General features: G+C 68.0%; 20 protein-coding genes. 11 read left to right on the top strand and 9 right to left on the bottom strand.

Going from position 1 to position 16,354, the window contains the following annotated elements:
- Positions 1 to 64 precede the first annotated feature (64 nt).
- Both AB0269_RS13645 and AB0269_RS13640 read left to right on the top strand, forming a co-directional pair.
- Entirely contained in the window at positions 65 to 661 is a 597-nt protein-coding gene (locus AB0269_RS13645) for an isochorismatase family protein (protein ID WP_366211799.1), read from the top strand.
- Positions 658 to 1,191 carry a DUF1697 domain-containing protein gene (locus AB0269_RS13640; protein ID WP_366211798.1) on the top strand — a complete coding sequence of 178 codons (534 nt, stop codon included), beginning with the start codon at positions 658 to 660 and terminating at the stop codon, positions 1,189 to 1,191. The genes AB0269_RS13645 and AB0269_RS13640 overlap by 4 nt, the downstream gene beginning before the upstream one ends.
- A gap of 9 nt (positions 1,192 to 1,200) precedes the next feature.
- Here the strand turns inward: AB0269_RS13640 and AB0269_RS13635 are convergent, their stop codons facing one another.
- A complete protein-coding gene (locus tag AB0269_RS13635; protein ID WP_366211797.1) occupies positions 1,201 to 1,632 on the bottom strand; it encodes an SgcJ/EcaC family oxidoreductase in 432 nt (143 codons plus the stop codon).
- 79 nt (positions 1,633 to 1,711) lie between these two features.
- Between AB0269_RS13635 and AB0269_RS13630 the strand changes: the two genes are divergently transcribed.
- Both AB0269_RS13630 and AB0269_RS13625 read left to right on the top strand, forming a co-directional pair.
- Positions 1,712 to 2,299, top strand: coding sequence for a PadR family transcriptional regulator (locus tag AB0269_RS13630; RefSeq protein ID WP_366211796.1), 588 nt, complete (start codon positions 1,712 to 1,714; stop codon positions 2,297 to 2,299).
- Positions 2,296 to 2,958 (top strand): YigZ family protein, encoded by a 663-nt coding sequence (locus AB0269_RS13625; RefSeq protein WP_366211795.1) that lies wholly within the window; start codon positions 2,296 to 2,298, stop codon positions 2,956 to 2,958. The genes AB0269_RS13630 and AB0269_RS13625 overlap by 4 nt, the downstream gene beginning before the upstream one ends.
- A 4-nt stretch (positions 2,959 to 2,962) precedes the next feature.
- Here the strand turns inward: AB0269_RS13625 and AB0269_RS13620 are convergent, their stop codons facing one another.
- Positions 2,963 to 3,169, bottom strand: a complete 207-nt coding sequence (locus tag AB0269_RS13620) for a hypothetical protein (RefSeq protein WP_366211794.1) — start codon at positions 3,167 to 3,169, stop codon at positions 2,963 to 2,965.
- Positions 3,170 to 3,194: 25 nt separating this feature from the next.
- On the opposite strand from AB0269_RS13620, the gene AB0269_RS13615 reads away from it, so the two are divergent.
- Together AB0269_RS13615 and AB0269_RS13610 are read left to right on the top strand one after the other, a co-directional pair.
- Positions 3,195 to 3,770, top strand: coding sequence for a CGNR zinc finger domain-containing protein (locus AB0269_RS13615; protein ID WP_366211793.1), 576 nt, complete (start codon positions 3,195 to 3,197; stop codon positions 3,768 to 3,770).
- A gap of 11 nt (positions 3,771 to 3,781) precedes the next feature.
- Positions 3,782 to 4,060, top strand: coding sequence for a hypothetical protein (locus AB0269_RS13610; protein WP_366211792.1), 279 nt, complete (start codon positions 3,782 to 3,784; stop codon positions 4,058 to 4,060).
- Between the two features lie 450 nt (positions 4,061 to 4,510).
- Here AB0269_RS13610 and AB0269_RS13605 read toward each other — a convergent pair whose 3' ends face one another.
- The 3 genes from AB0269_RS13605 to AB0269_RS13595 all read right to left on the bottom strand — a co-directional run bounded on the left by AB0269_RS13605 (position 4,511) and on the right by AB0269_RS13595 (position 7,149).
- Complete coding sequence (locus tag AB0269_RS13605) at positions 4,511 to 5,752, bottom strand: amidohydrolase (protein ID WP_366211791.1); 1,242 nt, start codon at positions 5,750 to 5,752, stop codon at positions 4,511 to 4,513.
- Entirely contained in the window at positions 5,749 to 6,381 is a 633-nt protein-coding gene (locus AB0269_RS13600) for a TRIC cation channel family protein (protein WP_366211790.1), read from the bottom strand. The genes AB0269_RS13605 and AB0269_RS13600 overlap by 4 nt, the downstream gene beginning before the upstream one ends.
- 108 nt (positions 6,382 to 6,489) lie before the next feature.
- Complete coding sequence (locus AB0269_RS13595; protein WP_366211789.1) at positions 6,490 to 7,149, bottom strand: fasciclin domain-containing protein; 660 nt, start codon at positions 7,147 to 7,149, stop codon at positions 6,490 to 6,492.
- Between the two features lie 154 nt (positions 7,150 to 7,303).
- On the opposite strand from AB0269_RS13595, the gene AB0269_RS13590 reads away from it, so the two are divergent.
- The 5 genes from AB0269_RS13590 (at position 7,304) to AB0269_RS13570 (ending at position 12,128) form a co-directional block, all read left to right on the top strand.
- Positions 7,304 to 9,019 carry a cytochrome c biogenesis protein DipZ gene (locus AB0269_RS13590; protein WP_366211788.1) on the top strand — a complete coding sequence of 572 codons (1,716 nt, stop codon included), beginning with the start codon at positions 7,304 to 7,306 and terminating at the stop codon, positions 9,017 to 9,019.
- Between the two features lie 56 nt (positions 9,020 to 9,075).
- Positions 9,076 to 9,663 carry an ECF RNA polymerase sigma factor SigK gene (sigK, locus tag AB0269_RS13585; protein WP_366211787.1) on the top strand — a complete coding sequence of 196 codons (588 nt, stop codon included), beginning with the start codon at positions 9,076 to 9,078 and terminating at the stop codon, positions 9,661 to 9,663.
- A complete protein-coding gene (locus tag AB0269_RS13580; RefSeq protein ID WP_366211786.1) occupies positions 9,660 to 10,415 on the top strand; it encodes an anti-sigma factor in 756 nt (251 codons plus the stop codon). The genes sigK and AB0269_RS13580 overlap by 4 nt, the downstream gene beginning before the upstream one ends.
- A 19-nt stretch (positions 10,416 to 10,434) precedes the next feature.
- On the top strand, positions 10,435 to 11,064 hold the full coding sequence (locus tag AB0269_RS13575) for a DNA-directed RNA polymerase subunit beta (RefSeq protein ID WP_366211785.1): 630 nt from the start codon (positions 10,435 to 10,437) through the stop codon (positions 11,062 to 11,064).
- Between the two features lie 179 nt (positions 11,065 to 11,243).
- Positions 11,244 to 12,128 carry an aminodeoxychorismate lyase gene (locus AB0269_RS13570; RefSeq protein WP_366211784.1) on the top strand — a complete coding sequence of 295 codons (885 nt, stop codon included), beginning with the start codon at positions 11,244 to 11,246 and terminating at the stop codon, positions 12,126 to 12,128.
- A gap of 85 nt (positions 12,129 to 12,213) precedes the next feature.
- Here AB0269_RS13570 and AB0269_RS13565 read toward each other — a convergent pair whose 3' ends face one another.
- The 4 genes from AB0269_RS13565 to pstC all read right to left on the bottom strand — a co-directional run bounded on the left by AB0269_RS13565 (position 12,214) and on the right by pstC (position 16,212).
- The gene (locus AB0269_RS13565) at positions 12,214 to 13,128 is read right to left on the bottom strand and encodes a type IV toxin-antitoxin system AbiEi family antitoxin domain-containing protein (RefSeq protein WP_366211783.1); all 915 of its coding nucleotides are present in this window, start codon (positions 13,126 to 13,128) and stop codon (positions 12,214 to 12,216) included.
- A 214-nt stretch (positions 13,129 to 13,342) separates the two neighbouring features.
- Positions 13,343 to 14,122: a phosphate ABC transporter ATP-binding protein PstB gene (gene pstB / locus AB0269_RS13560; RefSeq protein WP_366211782.1), complete on the bottom strand. Its 780-nt coding sequence runs from the start codon at positions 14,120 to 14,122 to the stop codon at positions 13,343 to 13,345.
- A 31-nt stretch (positions 14,123 to 14,153) separates the two neighbouring features.
- A complete protein-coding gene (pstA, locus tag AB0269_RS13555; protein WP_366211781.1) occupies positions 14,154 to 15,242 on the bottom strand; it encodes a phosphate ABC transporter permease PstA in 1,089 nt (362 codons plus the stop codon).
- Position 15,243: 1 nt separating this feature from the next.
- On the bottom strand, positions 15,244 to 16,212 hold the full coding sequence (gene pstC, locus AB0269_RS13550) for a phosphate ABC transporter permease subunit PstC (protein ID WP_366211780.1): 969 nt from the start codon (positions 16,210 to 16,212) through the stop codon (positions 15,244 to 15,246).
- Positions 16,213 to 16,354: the final 142 nt, after the last annotated feature.

Below are 16,354 nucleotides of genomic sequence, written 5' to 3'. Positions count from 1 at the left end.
CCCGTGATGCGTCCAGCGTCACGGGACCTTCGCGTTCGTCCGAGCGCCCGCGTACGCTCGAGACATGGGCAGAGCACTTCTCATCGTCGACGTGCAGAACGACTTCACCGAGCGCGGGGCGCTCGCGGTGACCGGAGGGGATGCCGTCGCATCCGCGGTCTCGGAACTCCTGGCCTCGCACAGGGGCGACTACGACGTCATCGTGGCGTCGCGCGACTGGCACGATGCGGCCGGAGACAACGGCGGGCACTTCGCCGATGACCCGGACTACGTCGACACCTGGCCGGTGCACTGCGTCGCGGATACGCACGGCGCCGACTACGACCCGCTGCTGGTGACGGATGCCGTCACACATCATGTGCGCAAGGGACAGGGCGTCCCGGCGTACTCCATGTTCGAGGGCGTGGAGGACGGCGGTGCGACGACGGCCGCGATCCTGCTGGACCACGGCATCCTCAGCGCCGACGTCGTCGGCATCGCGACAGATCACTGCGTGCGCGCCACGGCACTCGACGCGATCGCGCACGGCGTGCACGTGCGCATCCTCACGGACCTCGTCGCCGGGGTCGGCGCGGAGTCGAGCGCGGCGGCGCTCGGCGAGCTCGCGCACGCCGGGGCGGAGCTCGTCGAGAGCCCGGCGGCGTTCGAGGGCCGGGGATGAGCCGCAGCGTCCTGCTGCTTCGCGCTGTGAACGTCAGCGGTCGCAATCTCGTTCCGATGGCGCGGCTGCGCGAGGCGCTGGCATCCGACACCGATCTCGAGGGCGTGTCGACCTACATCGCGAGCGGCAACATCATCTGCGAAAGCCCGCCCGACGCCGTCGCCGCCTGCGCGCGCGTGCGCGAGCTCATCCATGCCGAGTTCGGCGTGGACACCCCGGTGATCGCGCGGACGCACGACGAGCTCGTCGCTGCGCTGGACGCGCTGCCCTTCCCCGGCGGCGTCGACAAGCTCGTGCATGCGATGTTCCTCGAGAACGATCCGGCAGTGGGTGCCCTCGACGCTCTGCGGGAGCGCCTGGTGCCGGGGGAGGAGATCGCGCTCGTCGGTCGCGAGCTCTGGATCGGCTACAGCGAGAGCGGCGTGCACGCGACCAAGCTCACCAAGGCCGTGCTCGACCGGGCGCTCGGCGTCGCGGGAACGGCGAGGAACCTGCGGACGACCCGCAAGCTCGCCGAACTCACCGGCTGAGCGCCGTCCTCACGCTGCGAGACGCTGCTTCTCACGGGCGTTGACCGCGGCGAACAGCCGGTTGCGCTTGGTGTTCTGGAACGACGCGCACAGCCAGCGGTCGCCCTCGCGCACCATGACGAAGGTCTGCACCTTGTCGTGGCGGATCCGCGCACCCTTGCCGATGCCGCCCTCGGTGACGACCACGGCGGCGCGCTCGCTCAGCATCCGCGCGTCGACGATCCGCATCGACATGCGCGAGCCGCGCTGCCAGCGTTCGAAGACCGGCACGTGGTCGGCGCGGATGGCGGCGCGACCCGTGCTGACGATCCCGGCGAAGATTACGTACGTCGCGTCCTCGGTGAATTCGGCAGCGTAGGCGGTCGCGTCGCCCGCATCCCAGGCGCGCTGGATGCGGTCGAGCGCCTCGATGACGCCGGTGGGGATAGCGGTGGTGTTCATGATGACTCCGTATGGCAACTTGCAATAACTAAATAGTGCAACTCGCCATAACGGTTGTCAAGCTCGTAGAGTGGTGAACGTGAAGGACCCCAAGCAGGAACTCCGTCGGGGCGATCGCGATCTCGCCGCTTTGACCGTGCTCGCCCTGCTCACCGTGGGCCCGCGGCATCCCTACGACATCCACCGGTTCGTCGTCGAGACGCGGAAGGACTTCGTCACCGGCGTCCCGCGGAGCATCTACCACGCCGTCGGCAGGCTCGAGCGCGCGCATCTGATCGAGCCGATCGGCTCGGAGCAGGCCGGCGGACGCCCGGAGCGCACGGTGTTCGCGCTGACGGATGCCGGACGCGCAGAGGTGCGGCGCCGGGTCTCTCTTCTCGTGTCGCAGCCGCAGACGGATCGCACCGCCACCGTGGCCGGGCTGTCGTATCTCGGCATCCTCGACAGGGCAGGCGCGATCGCGGCGCTGCGGGCGAGGGCATCCGCGCTCGACGCCATGATCGCGGCGATCGACGCCGACCTCGCGGAGGCCTCCGAGGTTCCGGAGATCCTGCTCATCGAAGCCGAGTACGAGCGAGCGCAGGTGGTGTCCGAACGCGAGTGGTTCGCGGCGGTGACAGCGCGCTTGGACAGCGGCGACCTGGCGTGGATGCCCGGGCAGGCATGAGCGGGTCCCACCCCTCCACGATCGCCCGCGCCGTCGATCACGAGCTGCTGGTCAAGAAGTCGCGCTTCATCGCACGCATCGCACCGGTGTCGTCGCCCGAGGATGCGGATGCCGTGATCGCCGCGGTCAGGAAGCGGGCGTGGGATGCTCGGCACCACTGCTCGGCGCAGATCACGGGCCCGCTGGGCGAACGCGCGCGTTCATCGGACGACGGAGAGCCGTCGGGGACGGCGGGAGTGTCGATGCTGGAGGTTCTGCGCCGGCGGGAGTTGACCGACGTCGTGGCGGTCGTGACGCGCTACTTCGGCGGCGTGAAGCTCGGCGCCGGAGGGCTGGTGCGCGCATACTCGTCATCCGTGTCGGAGGCCCTCGACCTCGCGACCGTCCTCGACCGGCGGATGCTCACCGCCGTCGAGGTGAGCGTTCCGTACGTCGATGCCGGACGCTTCGACAATCTGCTGCGCGAGTGGGTGCACAGCCGCGGCGGCGTTCTCGACGACCCCGTCTACGCGGCGGCGGCGTCGTCGTTCGTAGTGTGGGTGCGGCCGGAGGCGGTGCCGGAACTGGCCGCGGCTATCGCCGAGGCCTCCGCGGGCGCGGTGACGGCCCGGTCGACCGGTGTCGAGAAGCTCATCGACGTGCCGCGGGGCGCGCCGTGAGCGGTCACGTCCGCGGCTGCACCGTGACGGTCATGGCGATCGGCGGCAGCTGGGCGCTCGGGCTCAGGTCGATGCGGCGGGCGCCGCAGCCGGCGCAGACGACGTAGAGGATCGTCCCCTCGCTCGTCGGATGCCGGGACTCGACGTCCCAGCCGTGCTCGTGCGCGTCGAGAGCGATTCGGGGGAGCGGGGCGGTGTGGAGTGCGGTCATGCCTCCAGCGTGCTGTAATGGCCTTATGCATCTCAACCCTTACGGGGAGTACGCCGTGCTCCTGGCCGCATCCCTCGCGAACGAGTGGCCGGAGGACCGTCAGGGAATCGAGACGCGCACCCTCGACATGGGCATGACGATGACGTTCCCTCCTGCGTCGGGGGACCATGCGGACGTGCGTGCCGTCATCGACGAGTGGCTCGAGATCGTCGACGAGACGGACCCCGATGCGCGAGCCGCGCTGCTGAACACGCGCCTTGCCGAATCGGCCGCGTACCCGCGGCTGACGAACCATGACGGTGAGGGATGGCACCTGCACTATCGCGACGACGTGCCGTCGATGCCGTTCGTTCTGCGAGCGATCATCAATCTCGGAACGGCGCTGCATCTGGTGACGCGGGGGATGGGCAGGCTCGGCCGCTGCCAGGCTCCACCGTGCACCAATGTCGTCGCCGATGTGACGCGCAACGGCCGCCAGAGGTTCTGCTCCGTCCGCTGCGCGAATCGTGCGGCCGTGCGTCGTCACCGCGCGCGCGGCGTATTAACTCCGGCGGCCGTCGACGCTGCCACCGAGCGCCAGTTCGTTCCCATTCGGTCATAGGTGACGATCGCGTGGCAGTTGCGACACCGTACATCGCATTTCGCTATCTCGTTCGTGATCGTGACGAGACCGAATCCATCGCGCACGAGTTGCATGACGCCGTCTCGCTTGTCACTGCCTGGCCGGTGATCGAAATCGAGGACGCGCACGTCTGTCGCTCCGCAGTCCACGCAAGGGTGTGCGATCAGATACCGCCGGATGAGGTCGATGCTCTCGAGGCGTTGCGCATCGTTGCGTCTTCTGATCACCGCGATGTGATGTTCGCGATTCTCGCGGTAATACCGCCGTGAGCGCGAGCGATTGCATTCGCGGCAGACTTCTTGTCGTCCGTCAGTGCGAGACGACTTTCTGTTGAAGTCGGTCAACGGCTTGACTTCCTGGCAGGTGCCGCATTTCTTCATGAGCAGACGGTATCGCTGAGGTCTGACTTTGTGCGGTGGGCCCCATGGGGCTCGAACCCATGACCCGCGGATTAACATGCCACTTCGGCTTTCGCCGCCGTCCATGGACGTTCGTGGTCTGGACTGTCCCTTCACCCTGGCTTGCGCTTTAGGTGCCACCCGTCCAGTCTCTACACCTTCCGGACTCGCGTCCGGCTTGGCTCGGGATTGCCATCTGGTCTCCCAGGAAGGGTTCCCCGACTTTGAGTGGTGTCATCCCCGGAGTTTCCCCCGAGGCGCTCCTATTTATGTTGAAGTCCGATGCTCTGCCAACTGAGCTAGAGGCCCGCGTCTTCGAGTCTAGCCGTTCTCCGAACCGAGGCCGAGCCAGGCACCCGCGGCCACGACGAGCGCAGCGGTCCCCGTCTCGAGCGTCGGCTGGATCACCGGCAAGAACGCCGGGGAGTGGTTGGCCGGGATGTCGGAGAAGATCGTTCCCTTCCGCTCCGCCTCGGCCCAGGCATCCGGGTCGGTCCCGCCGATCGACCAGTACGTGTACGGCACGCCGAGCGCCCGGGGCACGTCGCTGAAGTCTTCGCTGGCGGTCTGCAGATCCATCTCCAGCGCGCGCTCGCCGAAGTGCTCGGCGAAGGCATCCGCCACCCGGGTCGTCACCGTCTCGTCGTTCTCCGTGAGGGGGAACGAGTCGTACACCTCGATCTGCGGCTCCTTCGGCGATCCGCTCGCCATGCTCTCGCCGCGCGCGATGCGTTCGATCGCTTCGAGCATGTGCGTTCGCGTCGCCTCGGTGTACGTCCGCAGGTTCAGCTCGAGCACGGCCTCGTCCGGGATGATGTTGCTCTTCGAGCCCGCCCGGATGCTCCCCACCGTCAGCACGGCGGTATCGGTCGGCGCGATCTCCCGGGCGACCACGGTCTGCATCCGCACCACGATGAGTGCGGCGAGGACCACCGGATCCACGGTCTTCTGCGGCGTCGACCCGTGTCCGCCGCGGCCGTACACGGTGATGCGCACGCTGTCGGCGCTCGAGAGCACCGGGCCGGGGCGGGTGAGCACGGTGCCCGCGGGGCCGGGCAGCACGTGCTGCGCGAGCGCGACATCCGGCTTCGGGAGGAGGTCGGCGAAGCCGTCGTCCAGCATCCCTCGCGCCCCGTCTCCGGTCTCCTCTGCCGGCTGGAACAGCGCGACGACCGTCCCGCTCCACTGGTCCTGATGCGACGAGAGGAGTCGCGCGGCGCCCAGCAGACACGCGACGTGCACGTCGTGCCCGCAGGCGTGCATCACGGCATCCGCGGTGCTTCCGTAGTCGGCTCCGGTGGCCTCGGTGATCGGCAGCGCGTCCATGTCGGCGCGCATGAGCACCGTCGGTCCGTCACCCGCGCGCAGGATGCCGACGACCCCCGATCCGCCGATGCCGCTGCGGACGTCGAAGCCCCAGCCTTCCAAGCGCCGCGCGACCTCGGCGGCCGTGCGCGACTCCTCATGCGAGAGCTCGGGATGCGCGTGCAGATCGCGGTACAGCGCCTCCTGATCATCGCGGATCGCGTCGTAGCCGTTCAGGATGCCGGTGGCCGCGCTCATTCGGATGCCATGCCCTTTCTCGGTCCTCCCTTGGCGTGCGGGATGCGCCAGTGGAACTTCAGCGACAGCACGCGGAACACGAACACGACCGCCGCGGCGGCGGCGACGGTGACGATGTTCGGCAGCGACGTGGACCACAGCGCCGCCACGATGGCCGCTCCGAGGAAGGCCGGGACCGCGTACAGATCGGAGGAGTTGAACAGCTGCGGGTCGCGGTTGGCGACGACGTCGCGCAGGAGCCCTCCGCCGACGCCCGTGGTCACGCCGAGCAGCATCCCGGCGACCGGGTTCATCCCGGCCTCGAGCGCCTTGACGGTCCCAGTCGTGCAGAACAGCGCAAGACCTGCGGCGTCGAAGATCAGCAGCGGTCTGGAGTACCGCTCGATGCCCGCGGAGAGGAAGAACACGAGCACGGCCGCCGCCAGCGGCGCCGCGAGATACACGGGCTGCGCGAACGCTGTGGGCGGCACCCCGATGATGAGGTCGCGGATCACTCCGCCGCCGAGCCCGGTGAGGCTTCCGAGCAGCAGGGACCCGACGATGTCATAGCCGCGCTGCGCTGCCAGGAGCGAGCCGGAGATCGCGAAGAAGAACGTTCCGAGCAGATCGGCCGTCAGCGCCCAGTTCATGCGCGCACCTCTGGGTGATCCGCTGCGAGGAGCATGAGGCAAGGATATGCGGCGCGCCCCATCGCGTGAACGAAGGGCGCGCCGCATCCGGGCGCTATCTGGAGCGGGTCACTCAGCCGGCGGCATGAGCACCGAATCGATCAGGTACACCGTTGCGTTGGCGGTCTGCACGCCACCGCAGATGACGTTCGCGTCATTGACCATCCACATGTCGCCCTCGCCGGTGACCTCGAGGTCGGAGCCCTGAACGGTCTTGTGGGTTCCGGCGATGTCTGCCGGCTCGATCTGACCGGGGACCACGTGGTAGGTCAGAATCGACGACAGCAGGTCGGAGTCGGTCTTGAGCGTCTCGATCGTCGCCGGATCGATCTTCGCGAACGCGTCGTCCACCGGCGCAAAGACGGTGAACTCGTCGCCGTTGAGAGTGTCGACGAGGTCGACGTCGGGGTTGAGCTGACCGCTGACCGCCGAGACCAGCGTCGTCAGCATGGGGTTGTTGGATGCCGCGACCGCCACCGGGTCCTGGGACATGCCCTGGATCGAACCTGCGCCGTCCGGAACCTGCTCGGCATACGCCTCGCATCCGGGACCGACGAGGTTCGCGGCCGGGTCCATGGTGTCGGGCGCCGGCTCCGACGTCTCCGGCGTGGTGGGCTCGGCGGGCTCTTCGGCCGAGTCGCCGCCGCCCATGGAACAGCCCGCCAGAACGAGCACGCTCGCGAATCCGAGCGACAGTGCTGCGGCCATCTTCTTCTTGGTGCTGAACATCTCTCTACCTCCGGGGGTCGGAGCCGCGACATCTCCGCGGCGTTGACTGGTGTTCGGAACCCCCGCCGGTTCGGATGGGACGATCTTCAGGTTTCTTCCGATCAATCCGAAAGAGGGCGCGCATCGAAGAACTCGCAACAGAAGCGAGGAGCTCATGGACCTGGTACTCATCGGCCTGCTCGGAGGGCTCATCACCGGCATCTCGCCGTGCATCCTGCCCGTCCTGCCGGTCATCTTCTTGACCGGAGGAGCGCAGTCCGCGAGCTTCGAGGGCGACGGCGAGGTGATTCCGGCGCGTCGCAGCCGTCCGTACCTCGTGATCGCCGGACTCGTCCTGAGCTTCACGCTCGTGACGCTCGTCGGGTCATTGATCCTGGGTCTCCTCGGGCTTCCTCAGGACGTGCTGCGCTGGGCCGGCATCATCGTGCTGATCATCATCGGGATCGGCCTGCTTGTTCCGAAGTTCGAGCAGCTGCTCGAGAAGCCCTTCCAGTGGCTGCCGCGCAAAGAGGTCAAGAATCAGGGGAGCGGCTTCGGCGTGGGGCTCGCGCTCGGGGCCGTGTTCGTGCCGTGCGCCGGGCCCGTGCTCGCCGCGATCATCGTGGCCGGCTCCACGGGGCAGATCGGCCCGGGAACCGTGCTGCTGACCGTGTCGTTCTCGATCGGCGTCGCGATCCCGCTGCTGATCTTCGCGCTCGCCGGACGCAGCGTCGTGAACCGCATCCGCGCATTCCGCACCCGCGAGCGCGGGCTGCGCATCGCCGCTGGCATCGCGATGATCGCGCTCGCCGTCGGCCTCGTGTTCAACGTGCCGCAGATGCTGCAGCGACTGCTGCCCGACTACACCGCCCCGCTGCAGCAGGAGCTCACGGAGAACGACGCCGCAGAGGAGGCCCTAGGCCTCGGTGGCCTCGTGAACGATGAGAACCGCGACCTCGACAAGTGCACGAACGGCGCGGACGAACTCGAGTCCTGCGGCACGGCGCCGTCGATCCGCGGGATCGAGCAGTGGCTGAACACGCCGGAGGGCGAGGCGATCGACCTCGAGGACCTTCGCGGCCAGGTCGTGCTCATCGACTTCTGGGCGTACTCGTGCATCAACTGCCAGCGATCGATCCCGCACGTCGTCGGGTGGGACGAGACCTATCGTGACAGCGGGCTGCAGGTCATCGGCATCCACTCGCCGGAGTACGCGTTCGAGAAGGATGCGGGAAACGTCGCAGCCGGCATCCGCGATTTCGGGATCGAGTACCCCGTCGCGCTCGACAACAGTCTCTCGACATGGACCAACTACCGTAACCGCTACTGGCCGGCGCACTACCTGATCGATGCCGAGGGAACCGTGCGGCACATCGCGTTCGGCGAGGGCAACTACGAGGCCACCGAGAAGATGATCCGCGAGCTCCTCGTCGACGCCGACCCGGACGTGCAGCTTCCGTCCGTATCCGGCGTTGCGGATGAGACGCCGGAGCTCGGCTCGACCACGCCCGAGACATTCCTCGGCTCGTCCAAGGACGTCAACTACGGCGGCGGCGATGAGTACGGCGCCGGGGAATCGGAGTTCTCCTTCCCTGCCGATCAGGCGGAGGACACCTTCGCGCTCGACGGCACCTGGGAGATCGCCACGCAGTACGCCACGCCGGCGGCCTCCGGAGCCGAAGTGCGTCTCAGCTACCGGGCCTCCGAGGTGCGGATGGTGCTCGCAGGCTCGGGAGAGATCACCGTGACCACCGACAACGGTGAGATCCGCATGATCGATGTCTCGGGGACCCCGCGGTCGTACCGCCTGCTGCAGGGGGATGCGGGGTCCGGAGAGCTGACGGTGAAGATCCCCGAGGGCATCCAGGCCTACTCGTTCACCTTCGGATGAGTCGTGTACCGGTGAGTGGTCAGGGAGAAGGGCGTTGATGCGGCATGCTTGTGGAGATGGTCATCGACGGTGTGGACGTGCCGGAGGACGGCTCGGCGGGAGACCCCGTCGCCGATCTTCTGGTCAGCGTCGCGCTCGGAGACCAGCGGGCATTCGCCGAACTCTACGACTTGCTCTCGTCCCGTGTCTTCGGGCTCATCCTCCGCGTGCTGGTCAACCGGGCGCAGAGCGAGGAGGTCCTGCAGGAGGTCTTCCTCGAGATCTGGCAATCCGCCGGGCGGTTCGCTCCGAACAAGGGGCAAGGACGCACCTGGATTCTCACGATCGCCCACCGCAGGGCGGTCGATCGTGTGAGGGCGTCGCAGTCCAGTTCGGATCGGGACGTCCGGGCCGGAATCCGCGACGTCTCGGTCGCGCATGACAGCGTGGCCGAGCGCGTGGAGCTGAGCATCGAGGGCGAACGCGTGGTGACCGCGCTGAAGACGCTGCCGGAGCCGCAGCGCGAGGCGATCGTGCTGTCGTACTACGGCGGTTACAGTCAGAGCGAGATCTCCGTTCTCATCGGGGCTCCGCTGGGAACGGTCAAGACGAGGATGAGAGATGGACTCTCACGGTTGAGGGACGAGATGGGGGTGAACGCATGAACGAGGACGAGTTCGCTGAGCTCGCGGCAGGGCGCGCCCTGCACGCGCTGTCGGATGCCGACGAGCGTCGCTATGCGGACGCCCTCGCCGCGCACCCCGAATGGGCCGCCATCGCCGAGCACGATGCCGAGACCGCCGCGATGCTGGCGGGCGGCGCTCCTGCTGCTGCGCCGCCCGCCGGCATCCGCGACGCCCTCCTGGCTCAGATCGCTGTGACACCGCAGGAGGATCCGACTTCGCCGACCGGAGCTGCGCTCGATGCCGAGGCCGCGTCCGCCCCAGTCGCGCCGGCGCGGCGCTGGAGCCGTCGCCTGTTCGCGCTCGCTGCATCCGTCGTCCTGATCGTGGGGCTGGGAGTCACCGCCGCCGTCGTGATCCCGCAGCTCACTCAGCCGGCATCCGTCGTCGCGCTCGAGAAGATCGAAGCCGCCCCCGACGCTCAGCAGGCCACAGTCGAGCTCGAATCCGGTGCGGAGGCGACCGCGCACTGGTCGGCATCCGTCGGCAGCGCCGTACTCGTCACGGACGGGCTCGCGGTGCTCGACGAGGACCAGACGTATCAGCTCTGGTTCGTCCGCGGGGACGAGGCGCTGCCGGCCGGGTTGTTCGAGACGGACGCAGGCACGGCGACGGCGCTGCTCGACGGCGCCATGCACGAGGGCGATGTGATCGCCGTGACCGTCGAGCAGGCGGGCGGATCGCCGACCGGGCAGCCCACGACGGATCCGATCATCGCGATCCCGACCGCCTGAGCGCGAGTACCCTGGACGGATGCCCGAGCAGTTCCACCGCCCCGTCCGCAGGCCCTCCGCAGCCTTCGACAATCTGGTCGGTTCGGCCGATTCGGCCGAGACCATCAGGGTCGCGCACGCCACGGCATCCGCTCTGCTCACGCGCGCACGCGAGGACTCCAGCGGCGAGAGCGCAGAGCGCCTGATCGCGTTCACCGCCGAGCACGGCATCGACGACATCGCCGAGCTGTGGGCGCAGGCACCGGCCGTCTCCCTGCCAGGAGCGCTGTGGCGGCTGTACCTGCTTCAGCTCGCCATCCACACCGATCCGCAGACCTCGGCGCTGCTGTACGAGCGCGGCCGTGTCGAGCTGGGATCCGCGGATGCCGTCGTCGCCGGCGCGCCTGTCCCCGCGAGCCCGGAGGAGCTCGTCGCCTTGATCGACACGATCCTGCGCGGAGTCTTCCGCGGTGACTTCTCGATCGCGTTGGATCGCGCGGCAGCGTTCTGCCGCGTGCAGGTGTCGGGCGCCACGCACGTCGCCGACGACTACGAGGTCACGGTGCCGGAGCGTGCCACCGAGCTCACGGCCAGGGCGCGCAGGCTGCACCTGTACGCGAACGACCTGACGGCTGCCGCGGGGCTGTGGCGGTCCGGCGGCCTCACCTGATGGGCGGCACGGAAGGCGCCTGACGGCGCCGGGAGACAGAAAGACCGGGCCGCAAGAACGCCTCTCGGCGGAAGGCCGCTCGCAGCGGCAGAAGTTGGAGCCCGGGGTTATGCGGCCCGGCCACTCCAGTGTAACGTCCCCGCGCCCTGGGTATTCCTGAGTGGCCGTAGAGTCTTCTCATGGCCCAGCGCTTCGCTCTGATTCTCGATCCAGCCGATGCCGCCGAGGAGCGCGCCGACTTCTCCGACACCTTCACGGTGGTGGATGCCGGTGCGCCGGCGCTGAGCGTGAGCGAACTGAGTACCCAGCGAGGAGACGGCGTCTTCGAGTCGATCGGTGTGATCGATGCGCACGCGCAGGAGGTCGTGCCGCACCTGGAACGTCTGGTGAATTCCGCCCGGATCTGCGATCTGCCGGCTCCGAACCTGGAGCAGTGGCGTCAGGCGGTCGCGGTCGCCGCCGCGGAATGTCCGGCCGGCGAGTGGGTCATCAAGCTGATCCTCAGCAGGGGAGTGGAGCACGGCCCCACACCGACCGCCTGGGTGACGGCCGCGCCGGCTGCGGACTTCACTGCGGTGCGAACGTCGGGAGTCTCCGTCGTCACGCTGGACCGCGGCTATCCGCTCGACGTGGCCGAGAGCGCGCCGTGGCTGCTCCTGGGGGCGAAGACGCTGTCGTACGCCGTGAACATGGCGGCGCTCCGCGAGGCGCATCGCCGGGGCGCCGATGACGCCGTGTTCCTCTCCAGCGACGGCTACGTGCTCGAGGCACCCACGGCATCCCTCATCCTGCGGTTCGGCGACCGATTCGTCACGCCGGCGCCGAGCGGCGGCATCCTGCAGGGCACGACGCAGCTCAGCGTGTACGAGTACCTGGAGGGTCGCGGTTTCGAGGCGGGCTACGAACAGGTGCCCGCGTCGCGGATCGCCGAGGCGGATGCCGCATGGCTCGTCTCGAGCGTCCGCCTGGCCGCGCCCATCACGGCTGTCGACGATCGCCTGCTGTCCGTCGACCACGCCCTCACGACGGACCTGAACCAGTACCTCCTCTCGCCCCGCGACTGACCGCGTCCCGAATCCCAGATGCTGATGCTGTTCAGCAGCGTGTCGGGTCTACGACACGCCGAACGGCGGCCGTTGCGTCTGGGATTCAGGCCGCGACGCGTGCGAACGAGTCACCAAGGTGGGCGCCGGCGCGGACCTTCGCCAGGATCGCTGCCTCCACGGTCGGCCAATCGTGCACGATCAGGGCGTAGTCGAAGCGCAATGTCTCGTACCCGAGAGCCGCGGCCTTGGCATCCCGAACCAGATCCTTGTGGCGGCGCGAACCCTTCAGAGGAGCGGAGACCCCGGGGTCGTCGTCGTGATTCTCCTTGCCGTCGGCTTCGACGATCAGGCGGTCGCCGATGACGAAGTCGACCTCTCCGACGCCGTCGATGAGAACCTGACTTCGCATATCGACCCCGACGCGGTGCATGCGCAGCCGGATCAGCGACTCGAGCCCGCTGTCCGCGTCCGCGCGGGCGAAGTTCACGAGCCACTTCAGCGCCTCCGGCAGCCGCCGCCGCAGCCAGCGCTCAGCATTGCGCGGGAGCCGACTCTGGCGCAATGCGGATTCCAGGGCGACGAAGAACGGCTCCTCCCCGAGGCAGAGGGCGATCTGCAGCAGTGTGTTGTGCACAGGCGGAACGGCGCCGAGCCCGGCGACACCGTCATCCCAGTGCATCCGGATGCTCCTCGCGCAGTCAGTTCGGTCGCACGCGTGGCGTTCGGCAGCGTGACCCAGCCAGAGATGCAGGCCGGTCTCGGACTCGTCATCCAGCATCCAGAGGCCGTGAAGCCTGCCGGCGCCGGCGCATCCGGGAGCGCCGCCGTGCTCCGCAGCGTGCAGAAGGAGGTCGTCTGTTCCGAGCGCTGCATAGACGCCTTGGCGGACCTTGATGATCTCTCCCGCGCGATGAGCGCGCGCGAGCTCTCGCTTCGACACGCCTCGTTCTCGCAGTTCACTCGTGCGAGCGATCGGACCGGTCTGCTGCAGCGCTGTGGATGCCAGGACGAAGCTCATCTCCCGAGCATCCGCGTTCTGTCGGAATGACAAGAGGCGGTAACCCGCCACGTGTGAAGGACTCTTCAGGAAGTGGCGCCCGTGCAGGACGAGTCAGAATGTGCCGAATCCCGGACGACCTGGCTCAAACGCGGCATGTCGTCGTGGTGACACACCGATGCGAACCCAAGTGTCTGGGATTCGGGACGGAGGGGAAGCGCTCCCGCCCCGGGGCTCAGCCGAAGCGGCCGGAGACGTAGTCCTCGGTCGCCTGGACAGACGGGGTCGTGAAGATCGTGGCGGTGTCGTCGTACTCGATGAGCTTTCCGGGCTTGCCGGTGCCGGCGATGTTGAAGAACGCCGTGCGGTCCGACACCCGCGAAGCCTGCTGCATGTTGTGCGTCACGATCACGACCGTGTACTGGGTCTTGATCTCGGCGATGAGCTCCTCGATCGCGAAGGTCGAGATCGGGTCGAGCGCCGAGCACGGCTCGTCCATGAGGATCACGTCGGGCGAGACCGCGATCGCTCGGGCGATGCACAGACGCTGCTGCTGACCGCCCGAGAGGCCCGATCCCGGCTTCTCGAGGCGGTCCTTGACCTCGTTCCACAGGTTCGCGCCGCGCAGCGACTTCTCGACGAGGGCGTCCTGGTCGGACTTCGCCATGCGCGAGTTGTTCAGCTTCACGCCAGCGAGCACGTTCTCCTTGATCGACATCGTCGGGAACGGGTTCGGGCGCTGGAACACCATGCCCACCTGACGGCGGACGAGCACGGGGTCGACGCCCGAGCCGTACAGGTTCTTTCCGTCGATCAGCACCTCGCCCTCGACACGCGCACCGGGGATGACCTCGTGCATGCGGTTGAGGGTGCGCAGGAACGTCGACTTGCCGCAGCCGGACGGACCGATGAACGCCGTCACGGTGTTCGGCTTGATGTCGATGCTGACGCCTTCGACGGCGAGGAAGTCGCCGTAGTAGACGTTGAGGTCGTTGACTTCAATGCTCTTGGACACTGGAATCCTTCTTGTCGGGTCGGAGGGCCGCTCAGCGGCCGGTCTTGGGCGCGAACACCTTCGCGATGATTCGGGCGACGAGGTTGAGGATCATGACGACCAGGATGAGCGCCAGCGCAGACGCCCAGGCCCGATCGATGAACGCCTCGGCGGGGATGCCGGGATATTTGGCCTGCATGTACGTGAAGACGGGGAGCGTGGCCATCTGGCCGCTGAACAGGTTCGTGTTCAGGCTCTGGACCATGCCGACCGTGAGCAGCAGCGGGGCGGTCTCGCCGATGACTCGGGCGATCGCGAGCATGATGCTCGTGGTGATGCCGGCGATGGCGGTGGGCAGGACGACCTTGAGGATCGTCAGCCACTTCGGGACGCCGAGCGCGTAGGCGGCCTCGCGGAGCTCGTTGGGGACGATGCGCAGCAGCTCTTCGGAGCCGCGGACGACCACGGGGATCATGAGCACCGAGAGCGCCAGCGAGCCCATGATGCCCATGCGCGTGCCGGGGCCGATGAGGAGGGCGAACACCGAGTAGATGAACAGACCCGCGACGATCGACGGGATGCCGGTCATGACGTCGACGAGGAACGTGATGCCGCGGGCGAGCTTCTTGCCCTCGCCGTACTCGACGAGGTAGATCGAGGTCATCAGGCCGATCGGCACCGAGATGATCGTGGCGGCGAGCGTGATGAGGAGCGTTCCCCACAGGGCGTGGACGGCGCCGCCTCCTTCGCCGACGACGTTGCGCATCGACGAGCTGAAGAATTCGGCGTCGAAGCGCACGAGACCGTTGACGAGCACGGTGTACAGCAGCGATACCAGCGGCAGGAGGGCCACGACGAACGCGGCGGACACCAGGGCGGTCATCAGGCGGTCGGTCGCGTGGCGACGGCTCTCGGCCACGGTCGAGACGACGAAGATCAGCACCATGTAGAGCAGCAGGCCGACCACGAGCGTCATGGCGATGTTGAAGTCGGCGGGGTCTCCGCCGCTGTTCGCGAAGGCGAAGACGGCGGCCGCGATGACGAGGCAGACGACCAGCAGCGCCCACGGCGCCCACTTGGGCAGGTGGCCTGCGGTGTTCGAGGAGGTGACGGAGGCGGGGGCGACGGCAGTGGTGCTCATGTCAGTTGGCTCCCGAGAACTCGGCGCGCCGCGAGACGATCCAGCGTGCGATGAAGTTGACCGCGAAGGTCACGATGAACAGGATCAGACCCGCGGCGATCAGGGTGTTGACGCCTTCGTCGTGCGCCTCGGGGAACCGCAGGGCGATGATCGCGGGGATCGTCGTCGGGTTCTCGGGGTTCAGGAGGTTGAAGGTCACGATGCCGAGCGGGGAGAGCACGAGCGTCACGGCCATGGTCTCGCCGAGGGCGCGGCCCAGGCCCAGCATCGCGCCGGAGACCATGCCGCTGCGCGCGAACGGCAGCACGGCCATGCGGATCATCTCCCAGCGCGTGGCGCCGAGCGCGAGGGCTGCCTCCTCGTGGAGGCGCGGCGTCTGCAGGAAGACCTCGCGGCAGATCGCGGTCATGATCGGGAGGATCATCACGGCGAGAACGAGGGATGCTGTGAGGATCGTCTTGCCGGTGCCGGACGGCGTTCCGCCGAAGATGGGGATCCAGCCGAGGTTCTCGTTGAGCCACTTGTAGAAGGGCACGAGCATCGGCGCGAAGGTGAGCGCACCCCAGAGGCCGAAGACGACCGAGGGGACGGCCGCGAGCAGGTCGATGATGTAGCCGAGGACGCCGGCGATCTTGCGCGGCGCGTAGTGCGAGATGAACAACGCGATGCCGATCGCCAGCGGTGCGGCGACGATCAGGGCGATGGCGCTCGCGTACAGCGTGCCGAAGACGAAGGGCCACACCCAGGTGATGAAGGACTGGCCCTCGAGGATGTGGTTGTTCGAGGTGTCGGCCTTGAAAGCAGGGATCGACTGGACGATCAGGAAGACCGCGACGGCGGCGAGGGTGACGAGGATGATGATTCCGGCCGCGAGCGCCGTGCCGGAGAAGACGCGGTCGCCCACGCGCTTCACGGATCGGGGCGCCGCAGACGGGCGGGTGGTGTCGGGTCCCGTCGTGGTGGTTGTCATCTGAGCGGCTCCACGGTGTTCAGAGAGAGGATCTGGGCTCGAGGTGTGTTCTGGTTCTCATGCGGGTGCCCCCGCGGCGCTTTTCGATCCATTCGATCAGCGCCACGGGGGCGTTGGACTGTCTCAGCGTGGGCTGAGGGTC

It is taken from the genome of Microbacterium sp. NPDC077644 (assembly GCF_040702785.1).
Taxonomy (GTDB): domain Bacteria; phylum Actinomycetota; class Actinomycetes; order Actinomycetales; family Microbacteriaceae; genus Microbacterium.
This window is presented reverse-complemented; position numbering and strand designations above follow the sequence as displayed.

Excerpts from the sequence above, each read along its gene's own strand:
- AB0269_RS13595 (WP_366211789.1), bottom strand. The coding sequence starts at position 7,149 with ATGTTCAGCACCAAGAAGAAGATGGCCGCAGCACTGTCGCTCGGATTC.
- pstA (WP_366211781.1), bottom strand. The coding sequence starts at position 15,242 with ATGAGCACCACTGCCGTCGCCCCCGCCTCCGTCACCTCCTCGAACACC.
- AB0269_RS13600 (WP_366211790.1), bottom strand. The coding sequence starts at position 6,381 with ATGAACTGGGCGCTGACGGCCGATCTGCTCGGAACGTTCTTCTTCGCG.
- AB0269_RS13640 (WP_366211798.1), top strand. The coding sequence starts at position 658 with ATGAGCCGCAGCGTCCTGCTGCTTCGCGCTGTGAACGTCAGCGGTCGC.
- sigK (WP_366211787.1), top strand. The coding sequence starts at position 9,076 with ATGGTCATCGACGGTGTGGACGTGCCGGAGGACGGCTCGGCGGGAGAC.
- AB0269_RS13615 (WP_366211793.1), top strand. The coding sequence starts at position 3,195 with ATGCATCTCAACCCTTACGGGGAGTACGCCGTGCTCCTGGCCGCATCC.
- AB0269_RS13620 (WP_366211794.1), bottom strand. The coding sequence starts at position 3,169 with ATGACCGCACTCCACACCGCCCCGCTCCCCCGAATCGCTCTCGACGCG.
- AB0269_RS13645 (WP_366211799.1), top strand. The coding sequence starts at position 65 with ATGGGCAGAGCACTTCTCATCGTCGACGTGCAGAACGACTTCACCGAG.
- AB0269_RS13565 (WP_366211783.1), bottom strand. The coding sequence starts at position 13,128 with ATGAGCTTCGTCCTGGCATCCACAGCGCTGCAGCAGACCGGTCCGATC.
- AB0269_RS13570 (WP_366211784.1), top strand. The coding sequence starts at position 11,244 with ATGGCCCAGCGCTTCGCTCTGATTCTCGATCCAGCCGATGCCGCCGAG.
- AB0269_RS13580 (WP_366211786.1), top strand. The coding sequence starts at position 9,660 with ATGAACGAGGACGAGTTCGCTGAGCTCGCGGCAGGGCGCGCCCTGCAC.
- AB0269_RS13605 (WP_366211791.1), bottom strand. The coding sequence starts at position 5,752 with ATGAGCGCGGCCACCGGCATCCTGAACGGCTACGACGCGATCCGCGAT.
- AB0269_RS13590 (WP_366211788.1), top strand. The coding sequence starts at position 7,304 with ATGGACCTGGTACTCATCGGCCTGCTCGGAGGGCTCATCACCGGCATC.
- AB0269_RS13575 (WP_366211785.1), top strand. The coding sequence starts at position 10,435 with ATGCCCGAGCAGTTCCACCGCCCCGTCCGCAGGCCCTCCGCAGCCTTC.
- pstC (WP_366211780.1), bottom strand. The coding sequence starts at position 16,212 with ATGACAACCACCACGACGGGACCCGACACCACCCGCCCGTCTGCGGCG.
- AB0269_RS13625 (WP_366211795.1), top strand. The coding sequence starts at position 2,296 with ATGAGCGGGTCCCACCCCTCCACGATCGCCCGCGCCGTCGATCACGAG.
- AB0269_RS13635 (WP_366211797.1), bottom strand. The coding sequence starts at position 1,632 with ATGAACACCACCGCTATCCCCACCGGCGTCATCGAGGCGCTCGACCGC.